Annotated in this window: 26 protein-coding genes and 1 pseudogene; 14 read left to right on the top strand and 13 right to left on the bottom strand. The window is 66.9% G+C overall.

All coding sequences use genetic code 11. The annotated features are described in order from the left end of the window. Positions 1-4 precede the first annotated feature (4 nt). Both rpsO and pnp read left to right on the top strand, forming a co-directional pair. Entirely contained in the window at positions 5-274 is a 270-nt protein-coding gene (gene rpsO / locus MF610_RS10330) for a 30S ribosomal protein S15 (protein WP_055786761.1), read from the top strand. Between the two features lie 233 nt (positions 275-507). Next, entirely contained in the window at positions 508-2844 is a 2337-nt protein-coding gene (pnp, locus tag MF610_RS10325; protein ID WP_242195922.1) for a polyribonucleotide nucleotidyltransferase, read from the top strand. Between the two features lie 421 nt (positions 2845-3265). Here pnp and MF610_RS10320 read toward each other — a convergent pair whose 3' ends face one another. Together MF610_RS10320 and MF610_RS10315 are read right to left on the bottom strand one after the other, a co-directional pair. Continuing rightward, on the bottom strand, positions 3266-4018 hold the full coding sequence (locus MF610_RS10320; RefSeq protein WP_242195920.1) for a molybdopterin-dependent oxidoreductase: 753 nt from the start codon (positions 4016-4018) through the stop codon (positions 3266-3268). Then, positions 4015-4707, bottom strand: a complete 693-nt coding sequence (locus tag MF610_RS10315) for a cytochrome b/b6 domain-containing protein (RefSeq protein ID WP_242195917.1) — start codon at positions 4705-4707, stop codon at positions 4015-4017. The genes MF610_RS10320 and MF610_RS10315 overlap by 4 nt, the downstream gene beginning before the upstream one ends. Before the next feature lie 78 nt (positions 4708-4785). Here MF610_RS10315 and MF610_RS10310 point away from each other — a divergent pair, with 78 nt between their 5' ends. After that, positions 4786-5391: a flavin reductase family protein gene (locus tag MF610_RS10310; protein WP_242195914.1), complete on the top strand. Its 606-nt coding sequence runs from the start codon at positions 4786-4788 to the stop codon at positions 5389-5391. Here the strand turns inward: MF610_RS10310 and MF610_RS10305 are convergent. Further along, the gene (locus MF610_RS10305; RefSeq protein WP_242195911.1) at positions 5388-6146 is read right to left on the bottom strand and encodes a sulfite exporter TauE/SafE family protein; all 759 of its coding nucleotides are present in this window, start codon (positions 6144-6146) and stop codon (positions 5388-5390) included. The two genes, MF610_RS10310 and MF610_RS10305, sit on opposite strands and share 4 nt — an antisense overlap. 197 nt (positions 6147-6343) lie before the next feature. On the opposite strand from MF610_RS10305, the gene MF610_RS10300 reads away from it, so the two are divergent. Both MF610_RS10300 and MF610_RS10295 read left to right on the top strand, forming a co-directional pair. Next, positions 6344-6523, top strand: coding sequence for a hypothetical protein (locus MF610_RS10300; RefSeq protein WP_242195908.1), 180 nt, complete (start codon positions 6344-6346; stop codon positions 6521-6523). Then, complete coding sequence (locus MF610_RS10295) at positions 6520-6729, top strand: HdeA/HdeB family chaperone (protein ID WP_242195905.1); 210 nt, start codon at positions 6520-6522, stop codon at positions 6727-6729. The genes MF610_RS10300 and MF610_RS10295 overlap by 4 nt, the downstream gene beginning before the upstream one ends. Before the next feature lie 55 nt (positions 6730-6784). Here MF610_RS10295 and MF610_RS10290 read toward each other — a convergent pair whose 3' ends face one another. The 4 genes from MF610_RS10290 to MF610_RS10275 all read right to left on the bottom strand — a co-directional run bounded on the left by MF610_RS10290 (position 6785) and on the right by MF610_RS10275 (position 10013). Then, entirely contained in the window at positions 6785-7414 is a 630-nt protein-coding gene (locus tag MF610_RS10290) for an AAA family ATPase (RefSeq protein WP_242195902.1), read from the bottom strand. A gap of 128 nt (positions 7415-7542) precedes the next feature. After that, on the bottom strand, positions 7543-8742 hold the full coding sequence (gene rlmN, locus MF610_RS10285) for a dual-specificity RNA methyltransferase RlmN (RefSeq protein WP_242195899.1): 1200 nt from the start codon (positions 8740-8742) through the stop codon (positions 7543-7545). Positions 8743-8907: 165 nt separating this feature from the next. Next, the gene (locus tag MF610_RS10280) at positions 8908-9351 is read right to left on the bottom strand and encodes a hypothetical protein (protein ID WP_242195896.1); all 444 of its coding nucleotides are present in this window, start codon (positions 9349-9351) and stop codon (positions 8908-8910) included. After that, positions 9348-10013, bottom strand: a complete 666-nt coding sequence (locus MF610_RS10275; RefSeq protein WP_242195894.1) for a histidine phosphatase family protein — start codon at positions 10011-10013, stop codon at positions 9348-9350. The genes MF610_RS10280 and MF610_RS10275 overlap by 4 nt, the downstream gene beginning before the upstream one ends. A gap of 134 nt (positions 10014-10147) precedes the next feature. Between MF610_RS10275 and MF610_RS10270 the strand changes: the two genes are divergently transcribed. The 4 genes from MF610_RS10270 to MF610_RS10255 all read left to right on the top strand — a co-directional run bounded on the left by MF610_RS10270 (position 10148) and on the right by MF610_RS10255 (position 14736). Beyond that, positions 10148-10804, top strand: coding sequence for an outer membrane protein (locus MF610_RS10270; protein ID WP_242195889.1), 657 nt, complete (start codon positions 10148-10150; stop codon positions 10802-10804). Positions 10805-10961: 157 nt separating this feature from the next. Continuing rightward, a complete protein-coding gene (gene dnaN / locus MF610_RS10265; RefSeq protein WP_242195886.1) occupies positions 10962-12074 on the top strand; it encodes a DNA polymerase III subunit beta in 1113 nt (370 codons plus the stop codon). Between the two features lie 218 nt (positions 12075-12292). Next, entirely contained in the window at positions 12293-14176 is a 1884-nt protein-coding gene (gene sppA / locus MF610_RS10260) for a signal peptide peptidase SppA (RefSeq protein WP_242195883.1), read from the top strand. Further along, positions 14173-14736 (top strand): GNAT family N-acetyltransferase, encoded by a 564-nt coding sequence (locus tag MF610_RS10255; protein ID WP_242195881.1) that lies wholly within the window; start codon positions 14173-14175, stop codon positions 14734-14736. Before sppA ends, MF610_RS10255 begins: the two co-directional genes overlap by 4 nt. A 404-nt stretch (positions 14737-15140) precedes the next feature. On the opposite strand, the gene MF610_RS10250 is transcribed toward MF610_RS10255, so the two are convergent. Then, the gene (locus tag MF610_RS10250) at positions 15141-15770 is read right to left on the bottom strand and encodes a trimeric intracellular cation channel family protein (protein WP_242195878.1); all 630 of its coding nucleotides are present in this window, start codon (positions 15768-15770) and stop codon (positions 15141-15143) included. A gap of 79 nt (positions 15771-15849) precedes the next feature. Between MF610_RS10250 and MF610_RS10245 the strand changes: the two genes are divergently transcribed. Beyond that, positions 15850-16506: a YoaK family protein gene (locus tag MF610_RS10245; protein ID WP_242195875.1), complete on the top strand. Its 657-nt coding sequence runs from the start codon at positions 15850-15852 to the stop codon at positions 16504-16506. 192 nt (positions 16507-16698) lie between these two features. Here MF610_RS10245 and MF610_RS10240 read toward each other — a convergent pair. After that, positions 16699-17058, bottom strand: a pseudogene (locus MF610_RS10240) (response regulator); the annotation flags it as partial. A gap of 41 nt (positions 17059-17099) precedes the next feature. Between MF610_RS10240 and MF610_RS10235 the strand changes: the two are divergent. From MF610_RS10235 to MF610_RS10220, 4 genes are all read left to right on the top strand, one after another. Then, positions 17100-17372, top strand: a complete 273-nt coding sequence (locus MF610_RS10235; protein WP_242195870.1) for a DUF3572 domain-containing protein — start codon at positions 17100-17102, stop codon at positions 17370-17372. Further along, positions 17369-17992, top strand: a complete 624-nt coding sequence (locus MF610_RS10230; protein WP_242195867.1) for an HAD family hydrolase — start codon at positions 17369-17371, stop codon at positions 17990-17992. Before MF610_RS10235 ends, MF610_RS10230 begins: the two co-directional genes overlap by 4 nt. 32 nt (positions 17993-18024) lie before the next feature. After that, positions 18025-18489, top strand: a complete 465-nt coding sequence (locus MF610_RS10225; protein WP_055757447.1) for a RidA family protein — start codon at positions 18025-18027, stop codon at positions 18487-18489. 309 nt (positions 18490-18798) lie between these two features. Beyond that, positions 18799-19629 carry a TorF family putative porin gene (locus MF610_RS10220; protein ID WP_242195864.1) on the top strand — a complete coding sequence of 277 codons (831 nt, stop codon included), beginning with the start codon at positions 18799-18801 and terminating at the stop codon, positions 19627-19629. Between the two features lie 394 nt (positions 19630-20023). Here MF610_RS10220 and MF610_RS10215 read toward each other — a convergent pair whose 3' ends face one another. The 4 genes from MF610_RS10215 to MF610_RS10200 all read right to left on the bottom strand — a co-directional run bounded on the left by MF610_RS10215 (position 20024) and on the right by MF610_RS10200 (position 25057). Then, entirely contained in the window at positions 20024-20428 is a 405-nt protein-coding gene (locus tag MF610_RS10215) for a DUF3035 domain-containing protein (RefSeq protein WP_242195861.1), read from the bottom strand. Then, positions 20421-20930: a signal peptidase II gene (lspA, locus tag MF610_RS10210; protein WP_242195858.1), complete on the bottom strand. Its 510-nt coding sequence runs from the start codon at positions 20928-20930 to the stop codon at positions 20421-20423. Before lspA ends, MF610_RS10215 begins: the two co-directional genes overlap by 8 nt. After that, positions 20927-23878, bottom strand: a complete 2952-nt coding sequence (gene ileS, locus MF610_RS10205) for an isoleucine--tRNA ligase (RefSeq protein ID WP_242195855.1) — start codon at positions 23876-23878, stop codon at positions 20927-20929. The genes lspA and ileS overlap by 4 nt, the downstream gene beginning before the upstream one ends. 255 nt (positions 23879-24133) lie before the next feature. After that, positions 24134-25057 carry a bifunctional riboflavin kinase/FAD synthetase gene (locus MF610_RS10200; protein ID WP_242195852.1) on the bottom strand — a complete coding sequence of 308 codons (924 nt, stop codon included), beginning with the start codon at positions 25055-25057 and terminating at the stop codon, positions 24134-24136. Positions 25058-25059: the final 2 nt, after the last annotated feature.

Raw genomic sequence — 25059 nt, 5'->3', positions numbered from 1 at the left:
GACGATGTCGATCACTCCCGAAAACCGCCAGGCACTGATCCAGGAACATGCCCGCGCCGAAGGCGACACCGGCAGCCCCGAAGTGCAGGTCGCCATCCTGACCACCCGCATCCAGAACCTGACCGAGCACTTCAAGACCCATGCGAAGGACAACCATTCGCGTCGCGGTCTGCTGATGCTGGTCAACAAGCGGCGTTCGCTGCTCGACTATCTGAAGAAGAAGGACGCGGAGCGTTATACGACGCTGATCGCGAAGCTCGGCCTTCGGAAGTAACGAAGAAAGGGCGGTCCGACGGGCCGCCCTTTTTCCATGTGGGGCGGCACGAACTCCGTCACGAAATTCCCCGCAAAACGGGGTATAGGCTTTGCGACCGGACATCCGGCCAAGCCGTCCCGCCGCAATCCGGCGACGCGGGACACCGGGCCTGAAACGGCTCGATCCAAGGGGTGGACCTCCACCCAAGCTGCCCCGGCGCGCATAGGGCCGCCGGACGCGAAGGAAACGACATGTTCGATATCAAGAAAAGCACCATGGACCTGGGCGGCAAGACGCTGACCCTCGAAACGGGCCGCGTCGCCCGCCAGGCCGACGGCGCGGTCATCGCGACGTTGGGTGAAACCGTGGTGCTGTGCGCGGTCACCGCCGCACGCTCGGTCAAGGAAGGGCAGGACTTCTTCCCGCTGACCGTCCACTATCAGGAAAAATACTCGGCCGCGGGCCGCATCCCCGGCGGCTTCTTCAAGCGCGAGCGCGGTGCGACCGAAAAGGAAACGCTGGTCAGCCGCCTGATCGATCGTCCGATCCGCCCGCTGTTCCCCGAAGGCTTCTACAACGAAATCAACGTCATCGCCCAGGTGCTGAGCTATGACGGCGAGAACGAGCCCGACATCGTCGCGATGATCGCCGCGTCCGCAGCACTGACCATTTCGGGCGTGCCGTTCATGGGGCCGATCGGCGCGGCGCGCGTCGGTTATGTCGATGGCGAATACGTGCTGAACCCGACACTGGAGCAGGTGAAGACCGGTGACCTCGACCTCGTCGTCGCCGCCACCGGTGATGCGGTGATGATGGTCGAATCCGAAGCCAAGGAGCTGTCGGAAGAGGTCATGCTGGGCGCCGTCGTGTTCGCGCACAACGCGTCGAAGAAGATCGTGAACTGCATCATCGATCTCGCTGAACAGGCCGCCAAGGACCCGTGGGAGCTCCAGCCGGTCGCCGACCAGTCGGCCGCCAAGAAGAAGCTGAAGACGCTGATCGGCAAGGACCTGACGGCGGCCTACAAGCTGACCGACAAGCAGGCGCGCCAGAACGCGATCAACGACGCCCGCACCAAGGCCCGTGAAGCGCTGGCCGACCTCAAGGAAAGCGATCCGGCGCAGTATCTCGGCACGCTCAAGCTCGTGAAGAAGCTGGAAGCCGAGATCGTCCGCACCGCCATCCTGAAGGACGGCCGCCGCATCGACGGTCGCGATACGAAGACGGTCCGCCCGATCGAGGCGATGGTCCACTTCCTGCCGCGCGCCCACGGTTCGGCACTGTTCACCCGTGGCGAGACGCAGGCGATCTGCACCACGACGCTGGGCACCAAGGATGCGGAGCAGATGATCGACGGGCTGAACGGCCTGCACTACGAACGCTTCATGCTGCACTATAACTTCCCGCCCTATTCGGTCGGTGAAGTCGGTCGCTTCGGCGCGCCGGGGCGTCGCGAAGTCGGTCACGGCAAGCTCGCCTGGCGCGCGCTGAACCCGGTGCTGCCGACCAAGGACGAGTTCCCCTACACGATCCGCGTCCTGTCGGACATCACCGAGTCGAACGGCTCGTCGTCGATGGCGACGGTCTGCGGCGGTTCGCTGTCGATGATGGACGCCGGCGTGCCGCTGAAGCGTCCGGTGTCGGGCATCGCCATGGGCCTGATCCTCGAAGGCAAGGATTTCGCGGTCATCAGCGATATCCTCGGCGACGAGGACCACTTGGGCGACATGGACTTCAAGGTCGCCGGCACCAGCGAGGGCATCACCTCGCTCCAGATGGACATCAAGATCGCCGGTATCACCGAAGAGATCATGAAGGTCGCGCTGGCACAGGCCAATGAAGGCCGCGCGCACATCCTCGGCGAAATGGCCAAGGCGCTGGGCGAGACCCGCACCGAACTGTCGGCGCACGCCCCGCGCATCGAGACCTTCACGATCGACAAGTCGAAGATCCGTGAAGTCATCGGCACCGGCGGCAAGGTCATCCGCGAGATCGTCGCGACGACCGGCGCGAAGGTCGACATCGACGACGAGGGCGTCATCAAGGTGTCGTCGTCGGATCCGGCGCAGATCGAAGCCGCGATCAACTGGATCAAGGGGCTGGTCGAAGAGGCCGAGGTCGGCAAGGTCTACAACGGCAAGGTCGTCAACCTCGTCGATTTCGGCGCGTTCGTGAACTTCATGGGCGGCAAGGACGGCCTCGTCCACGTTTCGGAAATCCGCAACGAGCGGGTCGAGAAGGTCGCCGACGTCCTGTCCGAAGGGCAGGAAGTGAAGGTCAAGGTCCTCGAAGTCGATCCGCGCGGCAAGGTGCGCCTGTCGATGCGCGTCGTCGATCAGGAAACCGGCGCCGAGCTGGAAGACACCCGTCCGGCGCGCGAACCGCGCGAAGGCGGCGACCGTGGCCCGCGTGGTCCGCGTCGTGACGGCGGCGATCGTGGTCCCCGCGGCGAAGGCGGCGATCGTGGTCCCCGCCGTGACGCCGGCGACCGCGGCCCGCGCCGCGACCGTGGCGATCGTCCGCGTCGTGAAGAGGGCAAGGAAGACGGCGGCAACGCCGGCCTGCCGTCGTTCATCACCGACAACTGATCGGCACACGCTTCGGCGTGAAGGGAAGGGGGCTCGCGGCAACGCGGGCCCCTTTTTCGTGGGCGTGGCTCCGTGGGACGGTATCCCCGCGCAGGCGGGGATCCAGAGCCACAAGCGTTACCGCCGGTCGCAGACGTGCTCCCCCAACGTCACCCCAGCGCAGGCCGGGGTCTCCCTCGATCGAAGAAGAAGATTGGTTTCACGCGAAGGCGCGAAGGCGCGAAGGCGCGAAGACGCGGAGAAGAAGAAGGTGGTTCGCGCAGAGACGCAGAGGCGCAGAGAGGTCGCCCACCGAGCGATGGCAGCGCGATCGGGAGGCCGGTTCGATCGCTTCAACGTTCGATAAGGCCGCTGCCGCGGGGGCGCGTCATCCGAAACGCGAGCCTTCCGCGTCTTCGCGCCTTCGCGTGGAAACCCTTACTTAAATCCCGGCATACCAGTCATACCCAGCGACATCCTCCCAGAAGCCGCCCTTGCCCCCGGCGATCCCGCCAAGCGACGCCACCGCCTCGATCCGCTGCACATATTTGGCGTGCTTGTACCCCAGCTGCCGCTCGACCCGCAGCCGCAGCGGCGCCCCATTGGGCACCCCCAACAACCGGTCGTTCAGCGCCCACGCCAATATCGTCTGTGGATGAAAGGCATCGATCAGATCGATCGATTCATAATAGGGTCGCCCACCGATCGCATCGGCGCAATGGAACACCAGATACCGCGCCTCGGCAAGCAATCCCGCCAGTTCCAGCAACCGCGACAATCGCGGCCCGGTCCATTTGCCGATCGCGCTCCATCCTTCGACGCAATCGTGCCGCGTGATCTGCTGGCGCGACGGCATCGACCGGATCTGGTCGAGCCGCAGCGACAGCGGCCGCGCCACCAGCCCGTCGACCACCACCCGCCAGTCGGCGAAGCGGTTCGCGGCATGCGCGTTATAATCGGCCGTGTTCGGATTGTTGGTGCCATTGGCGCGAAAGATCGGGGAGCGCTGCTCGGGCCGATATTCGACCGCCAGCGCATCGCGCGCGGTGATCGTCCGCTGCAGCGTCCGGTGCGCATCCTCCGCCCCGCCCAGCAGCGTCTGCGCCGCCGGCAGCTGCGCCACCCGGTCGCACGCCGCCACCAGCCCGCCGGCACCCACCACCAGCGCCGAACGCCGCGACAGCAACCGGCTCATTCGGGCACCCGCCAGCGCCCGGTGATCATCGACCGCACCTCGTTCAATGCGCCGGCAAGGATTACCAGCACCAGATGGACGATCACGAACAGCGTGATCCCGCTGGCGGCAAGGAAATGGATCGACCGCGCCGACTGCCGCCCGCCCAATATCTCCAAAACCCACGGAAACGCCGCATTCAGCCCGGGCGACATCGCGATGCCGGTGGCGATGACCAGCGGCAGCAACCCGAAGATCACCAGCACGTAGCTCAATTTCTGCAACACGTTGTAATCGCCCGGCGCCTCTGGATCGTGAAACCGGAACGCCAGATGCGCCCGGATATCCGCCACCACATGCCGCCGCGACAACTCGTCCTTGCGGATGCGCAGGTCACGCTGGAAATGCCGGTTGAGCAGGCTCGCGATCATATAGGCCAGCAATCCGAACCCCAGCACCAGCGCGAACGACAAATGCCAGTTGCGCGCCAGCGCGAGGTTGTAGGTCTGCGGGATCGTCACCCACCCCGGAAACCGGTCGAACGTCAGCCATGCATGGTCGAAATTCGCCCCATAACGCCCCCAATACAGCCGCGGATGGGCGTTCAGGATCATCAGCCCGCTACCGATCAGGATGATAACCGCCACCGCATTGACCCAATGCCATAGCCGGGTGGCGAGCGCATGGCGGTGGATCGATCGCGTCGTCATCGCGTCACCCTACGATCCGATGGCTGCCTTGCGAAGGGGCGTTGCACCCGGCGTCCATATCGTGCGTTGGGGAACCCCATGACCGACTTCCATTCCTATGCCCCCGCCGACGGCCACCGCCTGGCGCACGATCCGTTCAACGCCATCGTCGCGCCGCGCCCGATCGGCTGGATCGCCAGCGTGTCGGCAGAGGGCAAACGCAACCTCGCGCCCTACAGTTTCTTCAACGCCTTCAACTATCGCCCGCCGATCATCGGTTTCGCCTCCACCGGCGCGAAGGACACGCTGTCGAACGTCCGCGCGACCGGCGCGTTCGTCTGGAACCTCGCGACCCGAGCGCAGGCAGAGGCGATGAACGCGACCTCGGCGATGACCGATGCCGACGAGTTCGCGCTGGCCGGACTCGATACGCTGCCCTCGACGGCCATCGCGCCGCCGCGCGTCGCGGGATCGCCGGTCCAGTTCGAATGCCGCACGACGCAGATCGTCCGCCTGACCGATCACCGGGGCGGCGATATCGATACCTGGCTGGTGCTGGGCGAGGTGGTGCAGGTCCATATCGACCCGGCATTGCTCGATAACGGTGTCTATCGCACCGAACGCGCCCGCCCGATCCTGCGCGGCGGCGGGGCGGGGGATTATTTCGAGCTGGGCGACCGCTTCGACATGCGACGACCCGCTTAGCGATAGGCCCGGACGAAGAACACGACCGTCACGCTGAACGTCACCAGCAGCGTCCACGCACGAATCTGTCCGGGCGTCAGCCGCACGCCCAGCTTCGCACCCAACCATCCGCCGAGGATGCCGCCGAGGATCATCGGCAGGCACGCGGCCCAGGCGACCATGCCGGTGGCGACGAACACGATCGCCGCCGCGCTGTTGGCGGTGGCCAGCATCAGCGTACGCGGCGCCGCCATCGACTTCACGCTTTGCCCGGCGAGCAGGCCATAGGTCGCGGTGACCATCATGCCGACGCCACCGCCGAAATAGCCGCCATAGATGCCCAGCAGCACCTGTGCCACGATCAGCGTCGCCGGACCGATCGTCACCCGATCGTGCAGCCATTCCGCCGCCCGCCGCCCGAAGGCGATGGCGAGGAACGCGACCAGCAACAGCCATGGTACGATCACGTCGAACAGGCTGCTGGGCGTCCACACCAGCAACATGCTGCCCAATAGTCCGGAAACGAAGGTGATGCTGGCCAGCAACCGGATCGGCAGCCCGCCCAGTGGCCCCAGCCCTCGGCGATAGGCCCAGGCGCTGGCAATGGCGCCCGGCTGCAACGCGACGTTGGAGGTCGCGTTGGCGATCGATCCGGGCAGGCCCAGCCCGATCAGCGCGGGCATCGTCGCAAAGGTGCCGCCCCCCGCCAGCGCGTTCATCGCACCGCCGAGCACTCCGGCACCGGCGGCAAGGGCAAGGGAGGGGGCGTCGAGCATGGTCGCGCTAGATACTATCTCGCTCCCACTGTCGAGGGGGCGTCGAAAACGCCGTCGCTTGGTGGAATTACGCCGTTTTCATTTTCGCCCTGATGCCGTGCGAGCCCATCGTTAAACCTTCGTCATGTCGGATCGGATACGAAACCAGTGTCCGTTTCGGACGATTCAGGGGCCTCTGGCAAAAAGGAGAAGACGTCATGAAGACCCGTATGTGCGTACTTGTCGGCGCTCTCGGACTGATGAGCGCCGGTGCCGCCACCGCGGCGACCCAGCAGCATCATGCCAAGCCCTGGGTGACGGAGGAGGCGCAGGTTCCGGGCCGCGCCGGCACCGAACGCACCGTCGCGGTGATCAAGAGCGGAACCTCGAAACCGTGACGTGCCGCGACTTCAACCTGCTCGATGAAAGCTTCAAGCCCGAAGCGATCCGCTACGCCGCCAATTATGGGCCGAAGGGCAAGCCGCATCCGACTGTCACGGTCGCCGGCGTCGAAACGATCCGGCCGGCGGTGCTGGCCAGCTGCAAGGCGCGACCGGGCGATCATTTCGTCGCGTCGGTGAACAACGCGCTGAAACGCCGTTAAGCGTACGAAGCGGGCCGGCGCGCGTGCCGCTGGCCCGTTTCTACGCAGGACGTCGCTATCGGGCGTCGCGTTTCACCCCGGCGAGCCACGCTTCCACCATCGCCGCCGATCGTAGCATAACGACCCGGTCTGCTCCCTGCGCGGCCAGGGCGTCCGGATAGGTCCGCCGCTTTCCGGCATGCGATCGGGCGCTATGGCGGATGCCCGACAAGGCGCGAGCCAGCGTCACGCGCTTGCCACCCCAGATCGGCGATCGTGACAGCCACCACCCCAGATTGCGGACAGCGACCCGCCGCACCGTCGTCGCGAGCGGCAGATCGAGCCAGACGATCAAATCGGCCGCCGGCCAGACGATCGCGCGTTCGCGATCGAAATTCCCGTCGAGCACCCATGCGGAGTCCTGAACGACCGCAGCGATCCGCCGTTCGACGATCTTCTCGTCGACCAGTTGCCAATTGGATGTCCAGTACATCTCGTCGGTAGCCACGAACGGGATCGACAAGCGCTCCGCGATCCGGGCGGCAAGGGTCGATTTACCCAATCCGCTGGTGCCGATGACCAGAACCCGGCGGGGGGAGCGAAGTTGGTGGCTGTCCTTCGTCGTCATCACGTCATGCTCCTGATGGGGGAACAGGCCGGAATGGACGTCGATCGACCCGGCCGTTCGGCCGGGCAGGGAATGCACGCGGTCAGCAGACCTCGTGCGTGCGCGCGCCGACCACAGATACCATCGTCGGTCGTGGGGTCGGGCTGCGCATGGCGGCGGCATGTGCCGACCGCAGGGGCGGTGTCACTGCGGGTGTGAACGCCGGATCAGGCCGCCGCTTCCGCCGCCTCGCGGTCGCGCTCCGCCCGGCTCTTCTTTTCCGCCGCGGTCTTCAACTGGCCGCACGCCGCGCCGATGTCCTGCCCGCGGGTGCGGCGGACGGGGGCGGAGATGCCGCCTTCGAACACGATGTCGCTGAACGCGCGAATCCGGTCCGGCGTCGAACATTCGTACGGCGCGCCCGGCCACGGGTTGAACGGGATCAGATTGACCTTCGCCGGCAGCTGATATTTGCGCAGCAGCCGCACCAACTCGCGCGCATCGTCGTCGCTGTCGTTCTTGTCCTTCAGCATCACATATTCGAACGTGATCCGCCGGGCATTGTTCGCGCCCGGATAGTCGGCACATGCCTGCAGCAATTCCTCGATGCCGTATTTGCGGTTCAGGGGCACGATCTCGTCGCGCACCTCCTTGGTGACGGCATGCAGCGACACGGCGAGGTTCACACCGATCTCTTCGCCCGCGCGCGCCATCATCGGCACCACGCCCGACGTGCTGAGCGTGATCCGCCGCTTGCTGAGCGCAAGGCCATCGCCGTCCATCACCACGCCCAGCGCATCGCGCACCGAATCGAAATTATACAACGGCTCGCCCATGCCCATCATCACGATGTTGGTGAGCATCCGCCCCTCGGGCTGGCTCGGCCATTCGCCCAGCGAATCGCGTGCCAGCATCACCTGTCCGACGATCTCACCCGCGGTCAGGTTGCGGACCAGTCGCATCGTGCCAGTGTGGCAGAAGGTGCAGTTGAGCGTGCAGCCGACCTGGCTCGACACGCACAGCGTTCCTCGATCGGCATCGGGGATGAACACCATCTCGTAATCCTGCCCGTCGGGCGAGGTCAGCAGCCATTTGCGCGTGCCGTCGGTCGACACATGCGCTTCCTTCACATCGGGCCGGCCGATGACGAAGTGGCGTTCCAGCACCGGATGCTGCGCCTTGGCGATATCGGTCATCGCGGCGAACGCAGTCGCGCCGCGATTGTAAATCCAGTGCCACAGCTGCTTGGCACGCAGCTTCGCCTGCCGGGCGTCGAACCCGGCGCCCTCCAGCGCGGCGCGGATTTCGGCCTTGGACAGCCCGACCAGATCGGTGCGGCCATCGGGACGCGGGGCAAGGCCGCGCGGCACGGGCACGGGATCGACATGGCCGGGGATCGGCATGGGCGGCGTCGAGACTGTCAGCATACGCCAGATATAGCCGATTCCGGGCGGGATTTCCACTGCTGCCCACGATGCCGAACAACCGTCATCCCCGCGCAGGCGGGTATCCATAAACGCAGCGCTCGCGACTCCGGCACGAACGTCGGCGGCAATGGATTCCCGCCTGCGCGGGCATGACGACGCTAACCGTCAAAAACATCCCAACGCCGCCGCATCGATCGCCGTCGCCGCCCCCGCCAGCGCATACACATCCACGAACGGCGCGCCGTTCGCCGCCACGCTCTCGATGCTCATCGATCGCCCGCCGCGCATCGCCGCGACGATCGCGCGGTCGGTATCGGCGTCGGGGCTCCACGCATCGATCCGCCCGGCGGTCAGGTCGAACCGGCGGTCGCCGATCGCCAACACCACGCGCGCCCGGTCGCTCTTCTCCCGGCTCAGCCGGACGTGCAGCTGCCCGCGCACCCGTGCGCCGGGCCAGGTCGCGACGCTGGCGAACGGCGCGCCGGTCTTGCCCGCCACCGGGCGGCTGATCGCATAGCAGCGCGTCGGGCCGTCGTTGCGGAACGCACCCCAGCGCTGGTGAATGCCGATCGCCTGCGGCCCCGCCACCGCCAGCAGCAGCGCGATCAAGCCGGCGCCGCCAGCGAGGCACGCCCGCTGCCCAGATACGCCAGCGTCTCGCGCCCGCCCTCGATCAGCGCCACCGATCCCTGCGGCAGGTCGGGGGCGACCGGCGCGTCGAACCGCGGATCGACGGCCTTGCCGGTCAGAAGCCCCCGCAGCACCCGGCTCGACATGCCGTGCATGATGACCAGCCGGTCGCCCGGATCGTCGGCGGTGTCCGCCGCCCAACTGCCGACCCGCGCGGCGATCGCGTCATACCATTCGCCGCCGGGGGCGGGGCGGCGGTACAGCCGTGCCTCGACGTCCAGAAAGTCGACATCCGCCCCGGTCAGCTCGCGATAATAGCGCCCCGACCATTCGCCCATGCCGATCTCGACCAGCCGGTCGTCGCGTCGCGCCGCGTGCCAGTCTAGCTCCAGATGCTCGGCGATGATCGCCAGCGTCTGCAACGCCCGCCCCGCGCTCGATGCCCACAGCGTCAATTCGGGCTTCACGCCCAGCAGGTCTCGCAGCGCCGCGCCCATCGCGTCGGCCTGCGCAAAACCGGCGCGGGTCAGTGGGGTATGCGGATGATCCCCCTGCATCCGCTGCGCGATATTGTAGACCGTTTCGCCGTGCCGGGCGATGAAATCGCGGCCTTTGCGGGGGGCGGGGTGCTGGGTCGTCATGGTCCTGCTTTCAAGCCGGTGTTGCGCAATTGCAACGGATTTCGCTGTTTAGGTGAGGTTCATGCAACGCCTGTCCAAAACGTCCATTGAACTCCCGCGCCCTGAACATGGGCGGTGACAATGGAGTTTCGAGTATGCGTACCCTCATCCTTGGCCTTGCTGCTGCCGGCACGATGCTGGCGACCCCTGCCTTCGCGCAGGACGTGAACCCCGCCTTCACCGGTTTCCGCGTCGGCGCGCTCGCCGGCTATGACGGCATCCGTCCGGGCAGCACCGAGGATAGCGACCTCGACGGCGATAACCAGACCGTGAACGGCATGGTGTACGGCGTCGACGCCGGCTACGACTTCGCGCTCAGCAACTTCCTGATCGGCGTCGAGGGCGAATATACCGGTTCGACCGGCAAGGTGGAAACCGCGCGTACCGACCCGAACTTCTTCGGCTTCGGCAGCGTGAAGACCGGCCGCGACCTCTATGTCGGCGCCCGCGCCGGCCTGATGGCCGGTCCGCAGACGCTGGTCTATGCCAAGGGCGGCTACACCAATGCGCGCCTCGACGTGCTGGCGAGCGACGGCAGCGTGGACACCCGCGAGAATTTCGAACTGAACGGCTATCGCCTCGGCGCCGGCGTCGAACAGTCGCTCGGCACGCGTGCCTATGCGAAGGTTGAATATCGCTATTCGAACTACAACAACGCCGACTTCCAGCGCGTCGACGGCAGCACCACGTCGCAGTTCGACATCGACACCGACCGGCATCAGGTCGTGGCGGGCGTCGGCATCCGCTTCTAAGCGACCGCGTTTACATCTCAGTAACCAAGTTGCGCGAGGAGGGTCAGAGCAGTTTGCTCCGGCCCTTCTTTGCGCTAGACACACTGCTCGGTTTTCTATGGGGTCGGCACCGAATCCGCTGGCCCGAGTGCGATGCGCATCCGCGCGGGGGAACATCATGAAGGCGACGATCGAACGCGCGACCCTGCTGAAGGGCCTCAGCCACGTCCAGTCGGTGGTCGAGCGGCGCAACACCATCCCGATCCTGTCGAACGTCCTGATCGAGGCGGGCGAATCGAGCATTCGTCTGATGGCGACCGATCTCGACCTGCAGATCGACGAGACGATTGCTGCGGCGATCGATCAGCCGGGCGCGATCACCGTGTCGGCGCACACGCTGTTCGACATCGCGCGCAAGCTGCCCGACGGGTCGCAGGTGCAGCTGTCGGCGGCGGAGGGCCGGCTGACCGTGGTGGCCGGGCGCGCGCGCTTCAGCCTCGCCACGCTGCCGCGCGACGACTTCCCGGTCATTGCCGAAGGCGAACTGCCGACCCAGTTCGAACTGCCCGCGACTACGCTGAAGGCGATCATCGACAAGACCCGCTTCGCGATCTCGACCGAGGAAACGCGCTACTATCTGAACGGCATCTTCCTGCACGTCGCCGACGACAATGGGAAGCCGGTGCTGAAGGCTGCGGCGACCGATGGCCACCGCCTCGCGCGGATGACCGTCGACCAGCCGCAGGGCGCCGAAAAGATGCCCGACGTCATCGTGCCGCGCAAATGCGTCGCCGAACTGCGCAAGCTGCTCGACGAAGTCGACGGCTCGGTCGGCGTGTCGCTGTCGGGCAGCAAGATCCGCTTCGACCTGGGGCAGGCGATCCTGACCAGCAAGCTGATCGACGGTACCTTCCCCGATTATTCGCGGGTCATTCCGACCGCGAACGACAAGCTGCTCAAACTCGACCCTAAGAGCTTCATGGCCGGCGTCGACCGCGTGTCGACCATCGCCACCGAAAAGACCCGCGCGGTGAAAATGGCGCTCGACCGTGACAAGATCACCCTGTCGGTGACCTCGCCCGAAAACGGCGCGGCGGCGGAGGAAGTCCCCGGCGACTATACCGCGCTGCCGTTCGAGATCGGCTTCAACAGCCGCTATCTGCTCGACATTCTGGGGCAAATCGACAGCGACCTGTGCGAAGTCCATTTGTCGGACGCGGCGGCCCCGACGCTGATCCGCGAGAACGACGCCTCGCCCGCGCTCTACGTGCTGATGCCGATGCGCGTGTGACGCGCGGCGGTCCCGGCTTCCACGAAACGTCATCCCAGCGAAGGCTGGGATCTCCCGGTGATAGCACGGTCTGTCTGCCGCGAGAGATCCCAGCCTGCGCTGGGATGACGTGCATTTGATCGGAAGTCTCCAAACCGGGCGGCATTCCCGAACAACGCCATTTACTCCCCCGGTCACCCCGCTATTTATCGCTAGACGATAAGCTCGAAGGAATTGCCGTGAAACTGGTCCGGGGTGCGTGGAAGCTGCTGGTCGGGATCAAGGATGCGCTCGTGCTCATCCTGATGCTGCTGTTCTTCGGCGGGTTGTTCGCCGCGCTGTCGGCCCGGCCTAACAGCCGCGTGACCGATGGCGCGCTGGTCCTCGACCTGTCGGGATCGATCGTCGAACAACCGACCGAGGCCGATCCTGTGGCGCTGCTAAGCGGGCAGCCGGTGGCACAACAGCTCCGTCTGCGCGACGTTGTCCGCGCGCTCGACGCGGCCAAGACCGATTCGCGGGTGAAGGCGGTCGTGCTCGACATGGACCGGTTCGCCGGCGGCTATCCCGCCGCACTGTCCGAGGTCGGCGACGCCGTCGCCCGTGTTCGTGCCGCCAACAAGCCGGTGCTGGCCTATGCCACGCTCTACACCGATGGCGGCTATCGCATCGCGGCGAACGCCAGCGAAATCTGGCAGAATCCGTTCGGCGGCACGATGTTTCGCGGCCCCGGCGGGGCGCAGCTCTATTACAAGGGGCTGATCGACAAGCTGGGCGTCAACGCGCACGTCTACCGCGTCGGCCAGTTCAAGTCGGCGGTCGAACCCTATACCCGCGCCGACCAGTCCGAACCGGCACGCGCCGCCAATCAGGCGCTGTACGGCGCGATCTTCGACCAATGGCGCGCGGGCGTGTTGAAGGCCCGGCCCAAGGCGCAGCTCGATGCGCTGATCGCCCGCCCGGCGGAAACGATCGCGGCGGCGGGTGGCGACGTGGCGCAGGCCAATGTGCGCGGCGGCATCGTCGACAAGCTCGGCGACCGCATCGCCTTCGGCAAGCGCGTCGCCGAACTGGCGGGCGTGGAGCCGGCCAAGGCCACCGGCAGCTTCCGCACGATCAAATATGCCAACTGGCTGGCGGCGAACCCGGTATCGACCTCGGGCGATGCGATCGGCGTCATCACCGTCGCCGGCACGATCGTCGATGGCGAGGCGAAGGCCGGGACTGCCGGCGGCGACACCATTGCCAAGCTGCTGCTCGACGGCCTCGCGACCAAGAATCTCAAGGCGCTGGTCGTCCGCGTCGATTCGCCCGGCGGGTCGGTGCTGGCGTCCGAACGCATCCGTCAGGCGATCCTGCAGGCAAAGGCGGCGAAGCTGCCGGTGGTCGTGTCGATGGGCGGCCTCGCCGCATCGGGCGGCTATTGGGTGTCGACGCCGGGCGATGTCGTGTTCGCCGAACCGAACACGATCACCGGGTCGATCGGCGTGTTCGGCGTCATCCCGACGTTCGAGAACACGCTGTCCAAGATCGGCGTCACTGCCGACGGCGTCACCACGACGCCGCTGAGTGGCCAGCCCGACGTGCTGCGCGGCACGAACGCGGCGTTCGACACGATCATGCAGAGCGGAGTGGAGGATATCTATCGCCGCTTCACCGGCCTCGTCGCGCAGTCGCGCGGGCTGACCCCGGCGCGGGTCGACGAAATCGGGCAGGGGCGCGTCTGGGACGGCGGCACTGCGCGCCAGCTGAAGCTGGTCGACCGCTTCGGCAATCTGGACGACGCGATCGGCGAGGCGGCGCGTCGGGCCGGGTTGAAGGCGGATCAGGTCCGCGCGGTCTATCTCGAAAAGGAACCCTCGGCGCTCGAAAAGGCACTGAAGAGCTTCTCGGAAAAGGAGCGCAGCGATGCGCCTGATCAGGCGGCCACTGACATGCTCGGCCATGTCGCGGTACAGCAGCGTGCGGTGCTGGCGCAGGCGCTGGGCGATGCCCGCCGGCTGCTGACCGCGCAGGCCGGGGTGCAGGCGCGCTGCCTCGAATGCGGTGGGCTGGGGCCGGTCGCCGTATCGGCGGAGGACGCGTCGCTGTTCGACCTGCTCGTGGCGCGGCTGGGGCTATGATCGCGATCCGCCCCGCCCGCGCGGAGGACGCCGCCGCGATCGCCGCGATCTACGCGCCCTATGTGCTGGGCGGGACGGTGTCGTTCGAAACCGACGCCCCCGATGCCCGCGCGATCCGCAGCCGGATGGCGCACAGCGACGGCTTCTACCCGTGGATGGTCGCGACGACCGGCGCGGCCGACGGCGACGCGGTGCTGGGCTATGCCTATGCCACCAAATTCCGCGATCGCCCGGCGTACCGCTATGTCGTCGAAACCTCGATCTACATGGCTGGCGGCGCGCAGCAGAAGGGCACCGGGCGGCTGCTCTACGAAGCGCTGGTCGACACGCTCCGCGCGCAGGGATTTACCCAGGCGATCGGCGTGCTGTCGCTCCCCAACGACGCCTCGATCACGCTGCACGAAGCGGTCGGCTTTCGCCGCGCGGGCGTCTACCGCGAGATCGGGTTCAAGCAGGGGCGGTGGATCGATGTCGGCTTCTGGCAATGCCAGCTGAACGACAGCGCCGTGCCGCCGAAAGAGCCGAAACCGTTCAGCGAGACGGGCGTCGTGCGCGGCTGACCCTCGCCCATTCGACGCTTTCGCCAAATCCGCTGGGTCCTTACCCACTCCGTTCGGTTCGAGCAGCTTCGAGCTTGTCGAGAAGCGTCCGTCGAGAACTCGTTCGCTTTGGGCAGCGCCTTCTCGACTACGGTTCTCGACAAGCTCGAACCTCCGCTCGAAGCGAACGGAGGGGGGTGGCGAAGCAAAAGGCAGGGGCGGGGAGCAACGTACCCATCCGAACAACCGTCACCCCAGCGCAGGCTGGGGTCTCCTGCGGTGAGGCGCGCCCTTCCTTACGGCGAGATTCCAGCCTTCGCTGGAATGACGTGAGTGGCAACGTGAAACATGCCGGCCCCACTCGCCTCCGCGGCCCACAACGGACCCCTTCCGCGTCTCCGCGCGAAACCCTGGCGGCAAAACCCCTACCGCTTCCCCCGATACGCCGGCAGCGCCAGCCGATACCGGATCGCCGTCCCGCGCAGCGCAAACCCCGCCACCGCCGCCGGCAGCGCCGCCACGAACGGCGGCAGCCCGCACGCCACCAGCACGACATGCAACCCCGCCGCCAGTGCCGCCGCGGTCACGTACAGCTCCGGCCGCATCAGGATCGACGGCACCCCCGCCAGCACGTCGCGCAGGATGCCGCCGACGCACGCGGTCAGCACCCCCATCATCCCGGCCTGCAGCGGCGGCACCCCGAAACTGAGCGCCTTGGCCGCGCCGAACACCGCATAGGCCGCCAGCCCGGCGGCATCAAGCCAGTCGAGCGCCTTGTCGCGCCACCAATGTTCGGGCGTCACCCAGATCAGCCCCGCCACCGCGACGCAGATCGCCGCGACCGGCGATCCATGGACCCAGAATACCGGCGCCCCGATCAGCAGGTCGCGCACCGTCCCCCCGCCGACCCCGGTGATGACCGCAAAGAACGCGGCGGTGACGAAGGTCTGCGCCGCGCGCGTCGCCGCCAGCGCGCCCGATGCCGCGAACACCGCGATGCCGATCATGTCGAGCGCGCCGAGCATCTGCCCCAGCGCCTGTGGAGAGGGAACCATCCGCCTTCGCTATCGTAACGCTCAACGGCTGGCGAGGGGGCATTGCCCCGCGCCCCGCCGATCGGGCAAAGGGAGCATCATGCGTCGTCTGACTAGTGCCGCCACCCTCGCCACCGTCCTCCTCGCCGGGCTCGCCGGAATTATCGACGCGCTGGCGTTCAGCGGCCTTGGCGGCTTCTTCGCCTCGTTCATGAGCGGCAATTCGACGCGATTGGGCGTCGGCCTCGCCCATGGCTGGAACGGCGCCGCGGCGACCGCAGCGGCGCTGGTGCTGTCGTTCGTCGCCGGTGCGATGCTCGGCACCATCGTCGGCGCCGCCGCGGTCGAGCGGCTGGGGCCGACCCGCCGCGCGGAGGCGGTGATGGGCCTCGTCACGTTGCTGCTGGCGTTCGGCGCCGCGCTCGCCGCCTTTGCGCCGCTCACCTTCGCCATGTTGCTGCTGGCCGCGGCGATGGGCGCGCAGAACGGCGTGGTGGCGCCCGATGGCGAGGTGCGCGTCGGGCTGACCTACATGACCGGTACGCTGGTCCGCATCGGCCAGCGCCTTGCCCGCCGCCTGATGGGCGACCCCACCGCCCCGACCCCGCGCCGCGACCTGCTGCTGTGGCTTGGCTTCGTCGCCGGCGTGACGATCGGCGGCATCGGCTGGACATGGCTCGGCCTTGCCGCCTTGTGGGTCGCGGCGGCACTGGCGGCGGCGCTGACGATGCTGGTCGCGCGTGTCGACTGGGGGTGAGGGTGGCAGAGATCGCGCGCTCCAATCGTCACTCCCGCGAGGGCGGGAGTCCATACACGCTGGCGTTTTGGCTCTAGTCGGGACGTTGGCGATTATGGATTCCCGCCTGCGCGGGAATGACGACGATTGTCAGTCGGGCACCGGTCCGTCCGTCGAGTCGGCGTCCGGCTCCCCCCGAATTTCCTCCGCCGGCAACAACGCCCGAACCTCCCCCACGAACCGCACCACCGAAATCGGCTTCGTCACATAGGCATTCGCCCCGGCGGCGCGCACCCGGTCCTCGTCATCGCGCCCCGAATAGGCGGTGACCGCCATGATCGGGATCGTCCGCAGCCGCGCATCGGCCTTCAACATCTGGATCAGCTCCAGCCCGGTCATATGCGGCAACTGGATATCGGTGATGATCAGGTCGGGCAGGAACGCCCGCGCCCGCGCCACCGCCTCGCGCCCGTCGCGGACCGGCTCGGTTTCAAAGCCATGCGCGCGCAGCAGGTCGCAGAACAGCTTCAGGTTGAGTTCGTTGTCCTCGACAACGAGTACCCTTTTTGCCACGCGCTTTGCATCCCGATCGAGTTCGAAAGGCTGTCTAGGCGATGCGCAGGCCGGAAACAAATGAAGACGCGGCGACGCTGGGCTTGCGGGCGCTTGCCTGGGTCGTCGGCGACGAAACGCGGGCGACGCGCTTCCTGTCGCTGACCGGGATCGATCCCGCCGACCTGCGCGCGCGGGCCGCCGATCCCGGCTTCCTCGCGCAGTTGCTGATCCATCTCGAATCGTACGAACCCGACCTCATCGCCTGCGCCGACGCGCTGGCCGTGCCGCCCGCCGCGCTGGTTGGGGCCCGCGCCGAACTGGAGACTGCATGAAACCGCTGCTCATCACCGATTGCGACGAAGTCCTGTTGCACATGGTCCGCCATTTCGGGACCTGGCTGGGGGAGGAACATGCCATCGCGTTCGACATGGCCGGGGGCGATTTCGCCAACTCGATGACCCGCGCCGACGGCACCTTGCTGGAACGCGACGAGATGTGGGGGATGCTCGACGGCTTCTTTCCGGGCCAGATGGCGCGCCAGACGCTGGTACCCCATGCGCGCGAGGCGCTGGCAGCGCTCGCGACTCACGCCGACATCGTCGTCCTGACCAATTTGCAGGACCATTGCCGCACCCACCGCATCGATCAGCTCGCCACCCACGGCATCGTCCACCGCGTCGAATGCAATCAGGGGGGCAAGGGGCCGCCGGTCGCGCGGCTGCTCGCCGAATTCAACCCCAGCGTCGCGGTGTTCGTCGACGACCTTGCGGTGCATCACCAATCGGTCGCGGACACTGCGCCCACCGTTCACCGGCTGCACATGGTGTCCGAACCCGACCTTGCCATCCACGTCGCCCCGGCACCCGCCGCGCACGCCCGTATCGACGACTGGACCGAGGCGCAGGCATGGATCGAAGCACGCTTCGCCGAAGGACAGCCGGCCAAGGCTTGACCCCATCCGATAACCACAAGAGAGGAACTCCCATGGCATATGATATCCCCGCAAAGCTGGCCGAACGCGGCCTGTCGCTCCCCGTCGCCGCCGCGCCCGTCGCGGCCTATGTCCCCGCGGTAGAAGCCGGCGGCCTGCTGCACCTGTCGGGCCAGCTGCCGTTTGAGGACGGCAACCTGATGACCGGCCGCGCTGGCGAGGACCGCGACCTCGCCTACGCCACCTCGGCGGCCCAGAAGTGTGCGCTGATGATCCTCGCGCAGGCCGAAAAGGCGCTGGGCAGCCTCGACCGGATCGAGCGCGTCGTGAAGCTCGGTGTGTTCGTCAACTCGGCCGGCAGCTTCACCGACCAGCCGAAGGTCGCCAACGGCGCGTCGGAACTGATGGTCGAACTGTTCGGCGATGCCGGCCGCCACGCCCGCAGCGCGGTCGGCGTGCCGGTCCTGCCGCTGGGTGCCGTGGTCGAAATCGACGCGATCCTCGCCATCCGCGCCTGATCCTTTCTCCCGTCATCCCCGCGCAGGCGGGGATCCATACACGCCAGTGCTGCGGATAATTCGCAACGTCGGCGTATATGGATTCCCGTCTTCGCGGGAATGACGAACGTTGTTCGCGTCACACCCGTTGTTGCCACCGCGCAACAGCGGGTGTGTCGTATCCGGACTCAGCGCAATTCCCATTGTGCAGCGCGGCACGCTGAGACATATTCGGTCGCAGAGCGTCAGACCGCATGGGCCATCAGGTCCACCCAATCGCGGCGACGTTCGACGCAGGAGAATCACCACGGAACCTAGAAAGGGTTTACGATGCGATTCTCGACCATTCTCCCGGCCGCGATCCTCGCCGCCACTACCGCGATGCCGGCCTTTGCGCAGGACACCGCACCGCCCGAACCGATCACCATCAGCGGCAGCGCCAGCGTCGCGTCCGACTATCGCTTCCGCGGCGTGTCGCAGTCGGACAAAAATGTCGCCGTCCAGGGCGGCATCACCATCGCCCATGAAAGCGGCGTCTATATCGGCACCTGGGGGTCGAACCTCGCCGGCTGGGGCACGTTCGGCGGCGCCAACCTCGAACTCGACCTGATCGCCGGGTACAAGAAGACCTTCGGCACCGCGACCGTCGATGCCGGCGTCACCTGGTACACCTATCCCGGCGGTGCCGACGAAACCGACGTCGTCGAATTCTACGGCAAGCTGTCGGGCACCGCCGGTCCCGCCACGCTGACCGCCGGCGCCTTCTACGCGCCCAAGCAGACCTCGCTCAGCCGCGCCTTCGCCTCGGCGACGCCGCTGGTCGTGGGCAGCGGCAAGCGCGACGACAATATCTATCTGTCGGGCGATGCCGCCGGCGCCGTGCCGAACACCCCGCTGACGCTGAAGGCGCATATCGGCTATTCGGACGGCAATCCCGGCCTCGGCCCGAACGGCACCAGCCTTGCCCCCACCGGCAGCTACTGGGACTGGTCGGTCGGCACCGACTTTACCTACAAGAACCTGACGCTGGGCGTCGCCTATGTCGACACCGACATCTCGAACAGCGAAGCGGCCTATATCACGCCGAACTTCAGCAAGACCACCAACGGCAGCCCGATCGCCGCCAGCACGGTGGTGGTATCGCTGACCGCGGCGTTCTAAGGGCAGGGCGGGGGCGGGAAAGCTCGCTCCCGCAAGCACGTCACCCCAGCGAAGGCTGGGGTCTCCCGCGGCTCATGTCCCGCATCATCACCGGGAAACACCAGCCTGCACTGGGGTGACGAGGGTGGTGAGGGTAAAGATCGCACGCGCCTTGCCCGGTCATCCAGTTACCGGACGTTTCTCCAACCCCCACCCGTTCGGTTCGAGCAGCTTCGAGCTTGTCGAGAAGCGTCCGTCGAGAACTTGGTCGTTTGGGGCACCCCCTTCTCGACTACGGTTCTCGACAAGCTCGAACCTTCGCTCGAAGCAAACGGAGGGGGCAGGGGGCGGAGGCACAAAAAAGCCGGCCGCCCCCTCGGGCAACCGGCTTTCCCTTATCCCAAAAACCCAACCCTTACGGCGTGGTCGTCCGCGCGGCCTGCCCGTCGCCCGCCGGCGCCGCGATGATGTCGCGGGTCGTCGTGCCCTTGTCGACGACATTGGTGTTCGGATCGGCCACACCCGAGCGAATGCCCGCATCCGCCGCGCCCGCACCGCCCGCCTGCTCCAGCGTCAGCCGCTCGGTAGCACTACGCTGCGCCGGGCCGCCGAACAGCGCCTGCATCGCCTGCGTCGATGCGGCAGTATCCTGCGGACGCGCGGCGCCCGGCTGCGGCGGGACCAGCGAATAATCGGGCGGGATCACCAGCGGTGCTTGCCGCGCGACGGCGAACTCGTCGGGACGCTGGCGGTTGAGGGCATTGCCCTGGCACCCGGCAAGGATCAGGCCGAGGCTGCTGATGACGACAAACTTACGCATTGGCCTTCTCCACAGGAACGTCGTTCTTCGGCGCACGGGTGAACAGCGCGCGCACGAGCAGGATCACCACGCCGATCGAAATCGCCGCATCGGCGATGTTGAATACCAGAAACGGGCTGTACCCGAAAATATGGAAGTCGGCATAGTCGACGACATAGCCGAAGCGCACCCGGTCGATGATGTTGCCCAGCGCGCCGCCCAACACCAGCCCCAGCCCGATCAGCTCGGGCGTCTGCCGCTCGCGCCGGATCCATACCGCCACGCCGGTGGCGATCACCGCGGTCATCGCGACCAGCGCCCAGCGCGCCGTCTCGCTCCCCGCCTGCAACAGCCCCAGCGACACGCCGAAATTCTGCACGAAGCGCAGCGTGAACACCGGCAGCAGATGGAGCTCGGCCCCCGGATAATCGATCCCCATCGGGCCGGTGACCCAATATTTGACGAACTGGTCGACGATCAGGATTACAATCGCGATCGCGACCGCCAGTCTCCGCGGGTTCATGCCACCACCTCCGCACACCGGCCGCACAGATCGCCGTCCGCCGCCACGTCAGGCAGATGCCGCCAGCAGCGCCCACACTTGGCTTCCTCGGTCCGCGTCACCGCGATCGGTCCATCGGCTTGGGCGACCTTCGCGACGATGAACAGCTCGGCCAGTTCGTCGGCGGGCAGCGGCAGCGACGGTACCGTCACCTCGGCCTCGAGGCTCGATCGCACCGTCTTGGCGCGACGCAGCGGCTCGATCGCCTCGGTCACCTGCTGGCGCAGCACGCGGACCTCGGCCCATGCGGTGCCCAGCGGCCGGTCGGCGGGCAAATGCGGCAGTTCGGGCCATTCGAGCAGATGCACCGACCCGTCTTCGCTCGGGAACCGCGCCTGCCACACTTCCTCGGCGGTGAACGCGAGGATCGGCGCGGCATAGCGCACCAGCGCGTGGAACAGCACGTCCAGCACGGTGCGATACGCCCGCCGCCGTACGTCGTCGGCGGCGTCGCAATAGAGCGAATCCTTGCGGATATCGAAGAAGAACGCCGACAGATCCTCGTTGGCGAAATCGGTCAGCGCGCGGGCATAGCGGTTGAACTCATACGCCTCCGCTGCACTGCGCAACTCGGTGTCCAGCTCGCCCAGCAGATGCAGGACATAGCGTTCCAGCCCCGGCATCTCCTCGACCGGCACCCGCTCGGCATCGCCGAACCCGTCCAGCGCGCCCAGCAGATAGCGGAACGTGTTGCGCAGCTTGCGATAGGTATCGCCGGTGCCGGCCAGCACTTCCTTGCCGATCCGCACATCCTCGAAATAATCGGTCTGCGCGACCCATAGCCGCAGGATGTCCGCACCCGATTCACCGATCACCTTGAGCGGATCGACGACGTTGCCGAGCGACTTCGACATTTTGCGGCCATTGCCGTCCAGCGCGAAGCCGTGCGTCAGCACCGCATCGTACGGCGCCTGCCCCCGCGTGCCGCAGCTTTCGAGCAGCGACGACTGGAACCAGCCGCGATGCTGGTCCGACCCTTCGAGATACAGGTTCGCGCGCGTGCCCGCCCCGAAGCGCTTCTCGATCGTGAAGACATGGGTGCAGCCCGAATCGAACCACACGTCGAGAATGTCGGTCACGACCTCATAGTCGGCGAGCGCGTAGTCCGGCCCCAGCAGCACCTGATGATCCGCCGCATACCACGCATCGGCGCCTCCTTCGCGGAAGGCGCTCAGGATGCGGTCGTTGACCGCTTCGTCGCGCAGATAGTCGCCGGTTGCCCGGTTGACGTACAGCGCGATCGGCACGCCCCACGCACGCTGGCGGCTGATGACCCAGTCGGGCCGCCCCGACACCATCGCCCCGATCCGGTTGCGGCCCTTTTCGGGCACGAACCGCGTATGCTCGATCGCGTCCAGCGCGATTTCGCGCAACGTAGCGCCATTCGACGAAGCAGACGTCACCCCAGCGAAGGCTGGGGTCTCCAGCGACTCCAGCCCGATGCTCGCCAGGATCGGATCGTCCGCGCCGTCGAAAGATGCCCCAGCCTGCGCTGGGGCGACGTTCCGGGTCGAACGGTCCATCGGAATGAACCACTGCGGCGTCGCGCGGAAAATCACCTTGGCCTTCGACCGCCAGCTATGCGGATAGCTGTGCGCGAAGTCGTCCGACGCCGCCAGCAGTGCGCCGCTCAAGCGCAGGTCGCGACAGATCGGCCCTTCCTCCAGCTTGCCGCCACGTCCGGCGGCAACGAATTTCGGGTTGATGACGCTGCCTTCGCCGCCCAGCCATGCCCAGTCGTCGCGATACCGCCCATCGCCCTGCACCGCGAACACCGGTTCGATGCCGTTCGCCTTGCACAGCTCGAAATCGTCCTCGCCATGGTCGGGGGCCATATGGACCAGGCCGGTGCCGGCGTCGGTCGTCACGAAGTCGCCGGCCAGCAGCGGACGCGGCTTGGCAAAGAACCCGCCGCGCGCGTGCATCGGGTGGCGTGCGGTCGCGCCAGCGAGCTGCGAACCCTTAACGACACCTTCGACTTCGACGTTGGCGACATACTCGCCTGCGAACATGCCTTGCTGACCGGCATTCGCGCGGGCATAGAACTGAGACCAAAGCTGCGTCGCCGTCAGGACGCGCTTAACGGTGCCGTCCTGCAACGTTACCCGCGCGATCCCATACTCAACCTCCGGCCCATAGGCCAAAGCCTGATTGACCGGAATCGTCCACGGCGTGGTGGTCCAGATCACCGCATGCGCGCCGACCAACTCCGGCGCATTCGGCGCATCGACAATCTCGAACGCCACGTCGATCTGCGTCGACACGACATCCTCATATTCGACCTCGGCCTCGGCCAGCGCGGTCTTTTCGACCGGCGACCACATCACCGGCTTGGCGCCGCGATAGAGCTGCCCCGACATGGCAAACTTCAACAACTCCTCGGCGATGGTCGCCTCGGCGTCGAACTTCATGGTGAGGTACGGGTCGTCCCAGTCGCCCATTATGCCGAGCCGCTGGAACTGGCCCTTCTGCACATCGACCCATTTGGCGGCATAGGCGCGGCATTCGGCGCGGAACTCGGCCGGGGGAACTTCGTCCTTGTTGCGCTTCTTGGCGCGATAGGCTTCCTCGATCTTCCATTCGATCGGCAGGCCGTGGCAATCCCACCCCGGGATATAGGGCGCGTCCTTTCCCATCAGCGACTGGGTGCGGACGACGATGTCCTTCAGCACCTTGTTCATCGCATGGCCCATATGGATGTCGCCATTGGCGTAGGGCGGGCCGTCGTGCAGCAAGAACCGCTCGCGCCCGGCACGCTCGGCGCGCAACCGGTCGTACAGCCCGATCGACGCCCAACGATCGAGGATCGCCGGTTCCTTGGCGGCAAGGCCGGCCTTCATCGGAAAGTCGGTCTTCGGCAGGAAGACGGTGTCGCGCCAGTCGCGCGTGGGTTCGGGCGTTTCGGTCATAGGAATGCCCGCGATTAGCCGATGCGCGCCCACACGCAAACCGCTTTCCTGCAGCGGCGAGGAACGGCTGGTGGACGAAGCATGGGTTCACGCGAAGGCGCGAAGACGCGAAGGCGTTGCGGGCTATCGCCGCTACTACACGATCGGGAGACACATCGCATGTGGCAACGAAGGCGAAGGCCGCTGGCGCGGGTGCCCTCGACCCAAATCGCAACTCCTTCGCGTCTCCGCGCCTTCGCGTGAAACGACCTTCTTCTACCCCAATACCACCCGCGCCCGGTCACAATCCGCCGCCATCTGCACCTTGAGCGCGTCGAGCGACTCGAACTTCGCCTCGCCGCGCAGATAGTCGATCAGCGCGACCTCGATCACCTGTCCGTACAGATCGCCTTCGAAATCAAAGAAATAGGGTTCGAGCAGCTCGACCGGCTCGCCTTCGATCGTCGGCCGGATGCCAAGGTTCGCCGCACCCTGCAGCACCCGCCCGTCCGCCAGCCGCCCGGTCACGGCATAGATGCCATAGGCGGGACGCAGATACGCGCCCATGCGGAGGTTGGCGGTCGGATAGCCCAGTTGCCGCCCGAGCTTCGCGCCATGTTCCACCACACCCTCGATCGCGAACGGCCGGGTCATCAGCGCCGCCGCCTCGCGCGGTCGCCCCTCGCGCAGCAGATCGCGGATGCGCGACGACGATACCACCGCCGCGCCGCCTTCGACCGGCGCGACCGTCTCGGCGGTGAAGCCATATGCCTCGCCCAGCGTCCGCAACACGCCCACGTCGCCGCTGCGGGCCTTGCCGAAGGTGAAGTCGGTGCCGGTCACCACCCCGCTCGCGCCGATCCCGTCCGCCAGCCGTTCGGCAAAGCCTTCCGCCGACAGCCCGGCCAGCGCGGCGTCGAACGCGAACACCAGCATCGCATCGGCTCCGGCGGCGGCGAACAGCCGCGCGCGCTGGTCGAGGCTCGTCAGGCGGAACGGCGGCAGCTGGGGCTGGAAATAGCGGCGCGGATGCGGATCGAACGTCGCGACGATCGCCGGCGCCCCCCGTTCGCGGGCACGCGCCACCGCGCGCGCGACCACCGCCTGGTGCCCGGCATGAAATCCATCGAAATTGCCGAGCGCGACCACTCCCCCGCGCAAAGGACCGGGAACCGTCGCGCCACCGTCCAGACGCTCCATCG

Origin of the sequence: Sphingomonas hankookensis, assembly GCF_022664465.1 — a bacterium.
GTDB classification, from domain to species: Bacteria; Pseudomonadota; Alphaproteobacteria; order Sphingomonadales; family Sphingomonadaceae; genus Sphingomonas; species Sphingomonas hankookensis.
This window is presented reverse-complemented; position numbering and strand designations above follow the sequence as displayed.

Bases quoted from the DNA above. Each gene is read 5' to 3' on its own strand.
- MF610_RS10320 (WP_242195920.1), bottom strand. From the start codon at position 4,018: ATGAGCCGGTTGCTGTCGCGGCGTTCGGCGCTGGTGGTGGGTGCCGGC.
- MF610_RS10270 (WP_242195889.1), top strand. From the start codon at position 10,148: ATGCGTACCCTCATCCTTGGCCTTGCTGCTGCCGGCACGATGCTGGCG.
- MF610_RS10220 (WP_242195864.1), top strand. From the start codon at position 18,799: ATGCGATTCTCGACCATTCTCCCGGCCGCGATCCTCGCCGCCACTACC.
- MF610_RS10230 (WP_242195867.1), top strand. From the start codon at position 17,369: ATGAAACCGCTGCTCATCACCGATTGCGACGAAGTCCTGTTGCACATG.
- lspA (WP_242195858.1), bottom strand. From the start codon at position 20,930: ATGAACCCGCGGAGACTGGCGGTCGCGATCGCGATTGTAATCCTGATC.
- MF610_RS10215 (WP_242195861.1), bottom strand. From the start codon at position 20,428: ATGCGTAAGTTTGTCGTCATCAGCAGCCTCGGCCTGATCCTTGCCGGG.
- MF610_RS10300 (WP_242195908.1), top strand. From the start codon at position 6,344: ATGAAGACCCGTATGTGCGTACTTGTCGGCGCTCTCGGACTGATGAGC.
- MF610_RS10275 (WP_242195894.1), bottom strand. From the start codon at position 10,013: ATGACGACCCAGCACCCCGCCCCCCGCAAAGGCCGCGATTTCATCGCC.
- MF610_RS10225 (WP_055757447.1), top strand. From the start codon at position 18,025: ATGGCATATGATATCCCCGCAAAGCTGGCCGAACGCGGCCTGTCGCTC.
- MF610_RS10200 (WP_242195852.1), bottom strand. From the start codon at position 25,057: ATGGAGCGTCTGGACGGTGGCGCGACGGTTCCCGGTCCTTTGCGCGGG.
- rlmN (WP_242195899.1), bottom strand. From the start codon at position 8,742: ATGCTGACAGTCTCGACGCCGCCCATGCCGATCCCCGGCCATGTCGAT.
- dnaN (WP_242195886.1), top strand. From the start codon at position 10,962: ATGAAGGCGACGATCGAACGCGCGACCCTGCTGAAGGGCCTCAGCCAC.
- MF610_RS10245 (WP_242195875.1), top strand. From the start codon at position 15,850: ATGCGTCGTCTGACTAGTGCCGCCACCCTCGCCACCGTCCTCCTCGCC.
- MF610_RS10250 (WP_242195878.1), bottom strand. From the start codon at position 15,770: ATGGTTCCCTCTCCACAGGCGCTGGGGCAGATGCTCGGCGCGCTCGAC.
- pnp (WP_242195922.1), top strand. From the start codon at position 508: ATGTTCGATATCAAGAAAAGCACCATGGACCTGGGCGGCAAGACGCTG.
- MF610_RS10315 (WP_242195917.1), bottom strand. From the start codon at position 4,707: ATGACGACGCGATCGATCCACCGCCATGCGCTCGCCACCCGGCTATGG.
- MF610_RS10310 (WP_242195914.1), top strand. From the start codon at position 4,786: ATGACCGACTTCCATTCCTATGCCCCCGCCGACGGCCACCGCCTGGCG.
- rpsO (WP_055786761.1), top strand. From the start codon at position 5: ATGTCGATCACTCCCGAAAACCGCCAGGCACTGATCCAGGAACATGCC.
- MF610_RS10305 (WP_242195911.1), bottom strand. From the start codon at position 6,146: ATGCTCGACGCCCCCTCCCTTGCCCTTGCCGCCGGTGCCGGAGTGCTC.
- MF610_RS10255 (WP_242195881.1), top strand. From the start codon at position 14,173: ATGATCGCGATCCGCCCCGCCCGCGCGGAGGACGCCGCCGCGATCGCC.
- ileS (WP_242195855.1), bottom strand. From the start codon at position 23,878: ATGACCGAAACGCCCGAACCCACGCGCGACTGGCGCGACACCGTCTTC.
- MF610_RS10235 (WP_242195870.1), top strand. From the start codon at position 17,100: ATGCGCAGGCCGGAAACAAATGAAGACGCGGCGACGCTGGGCTTGCGG.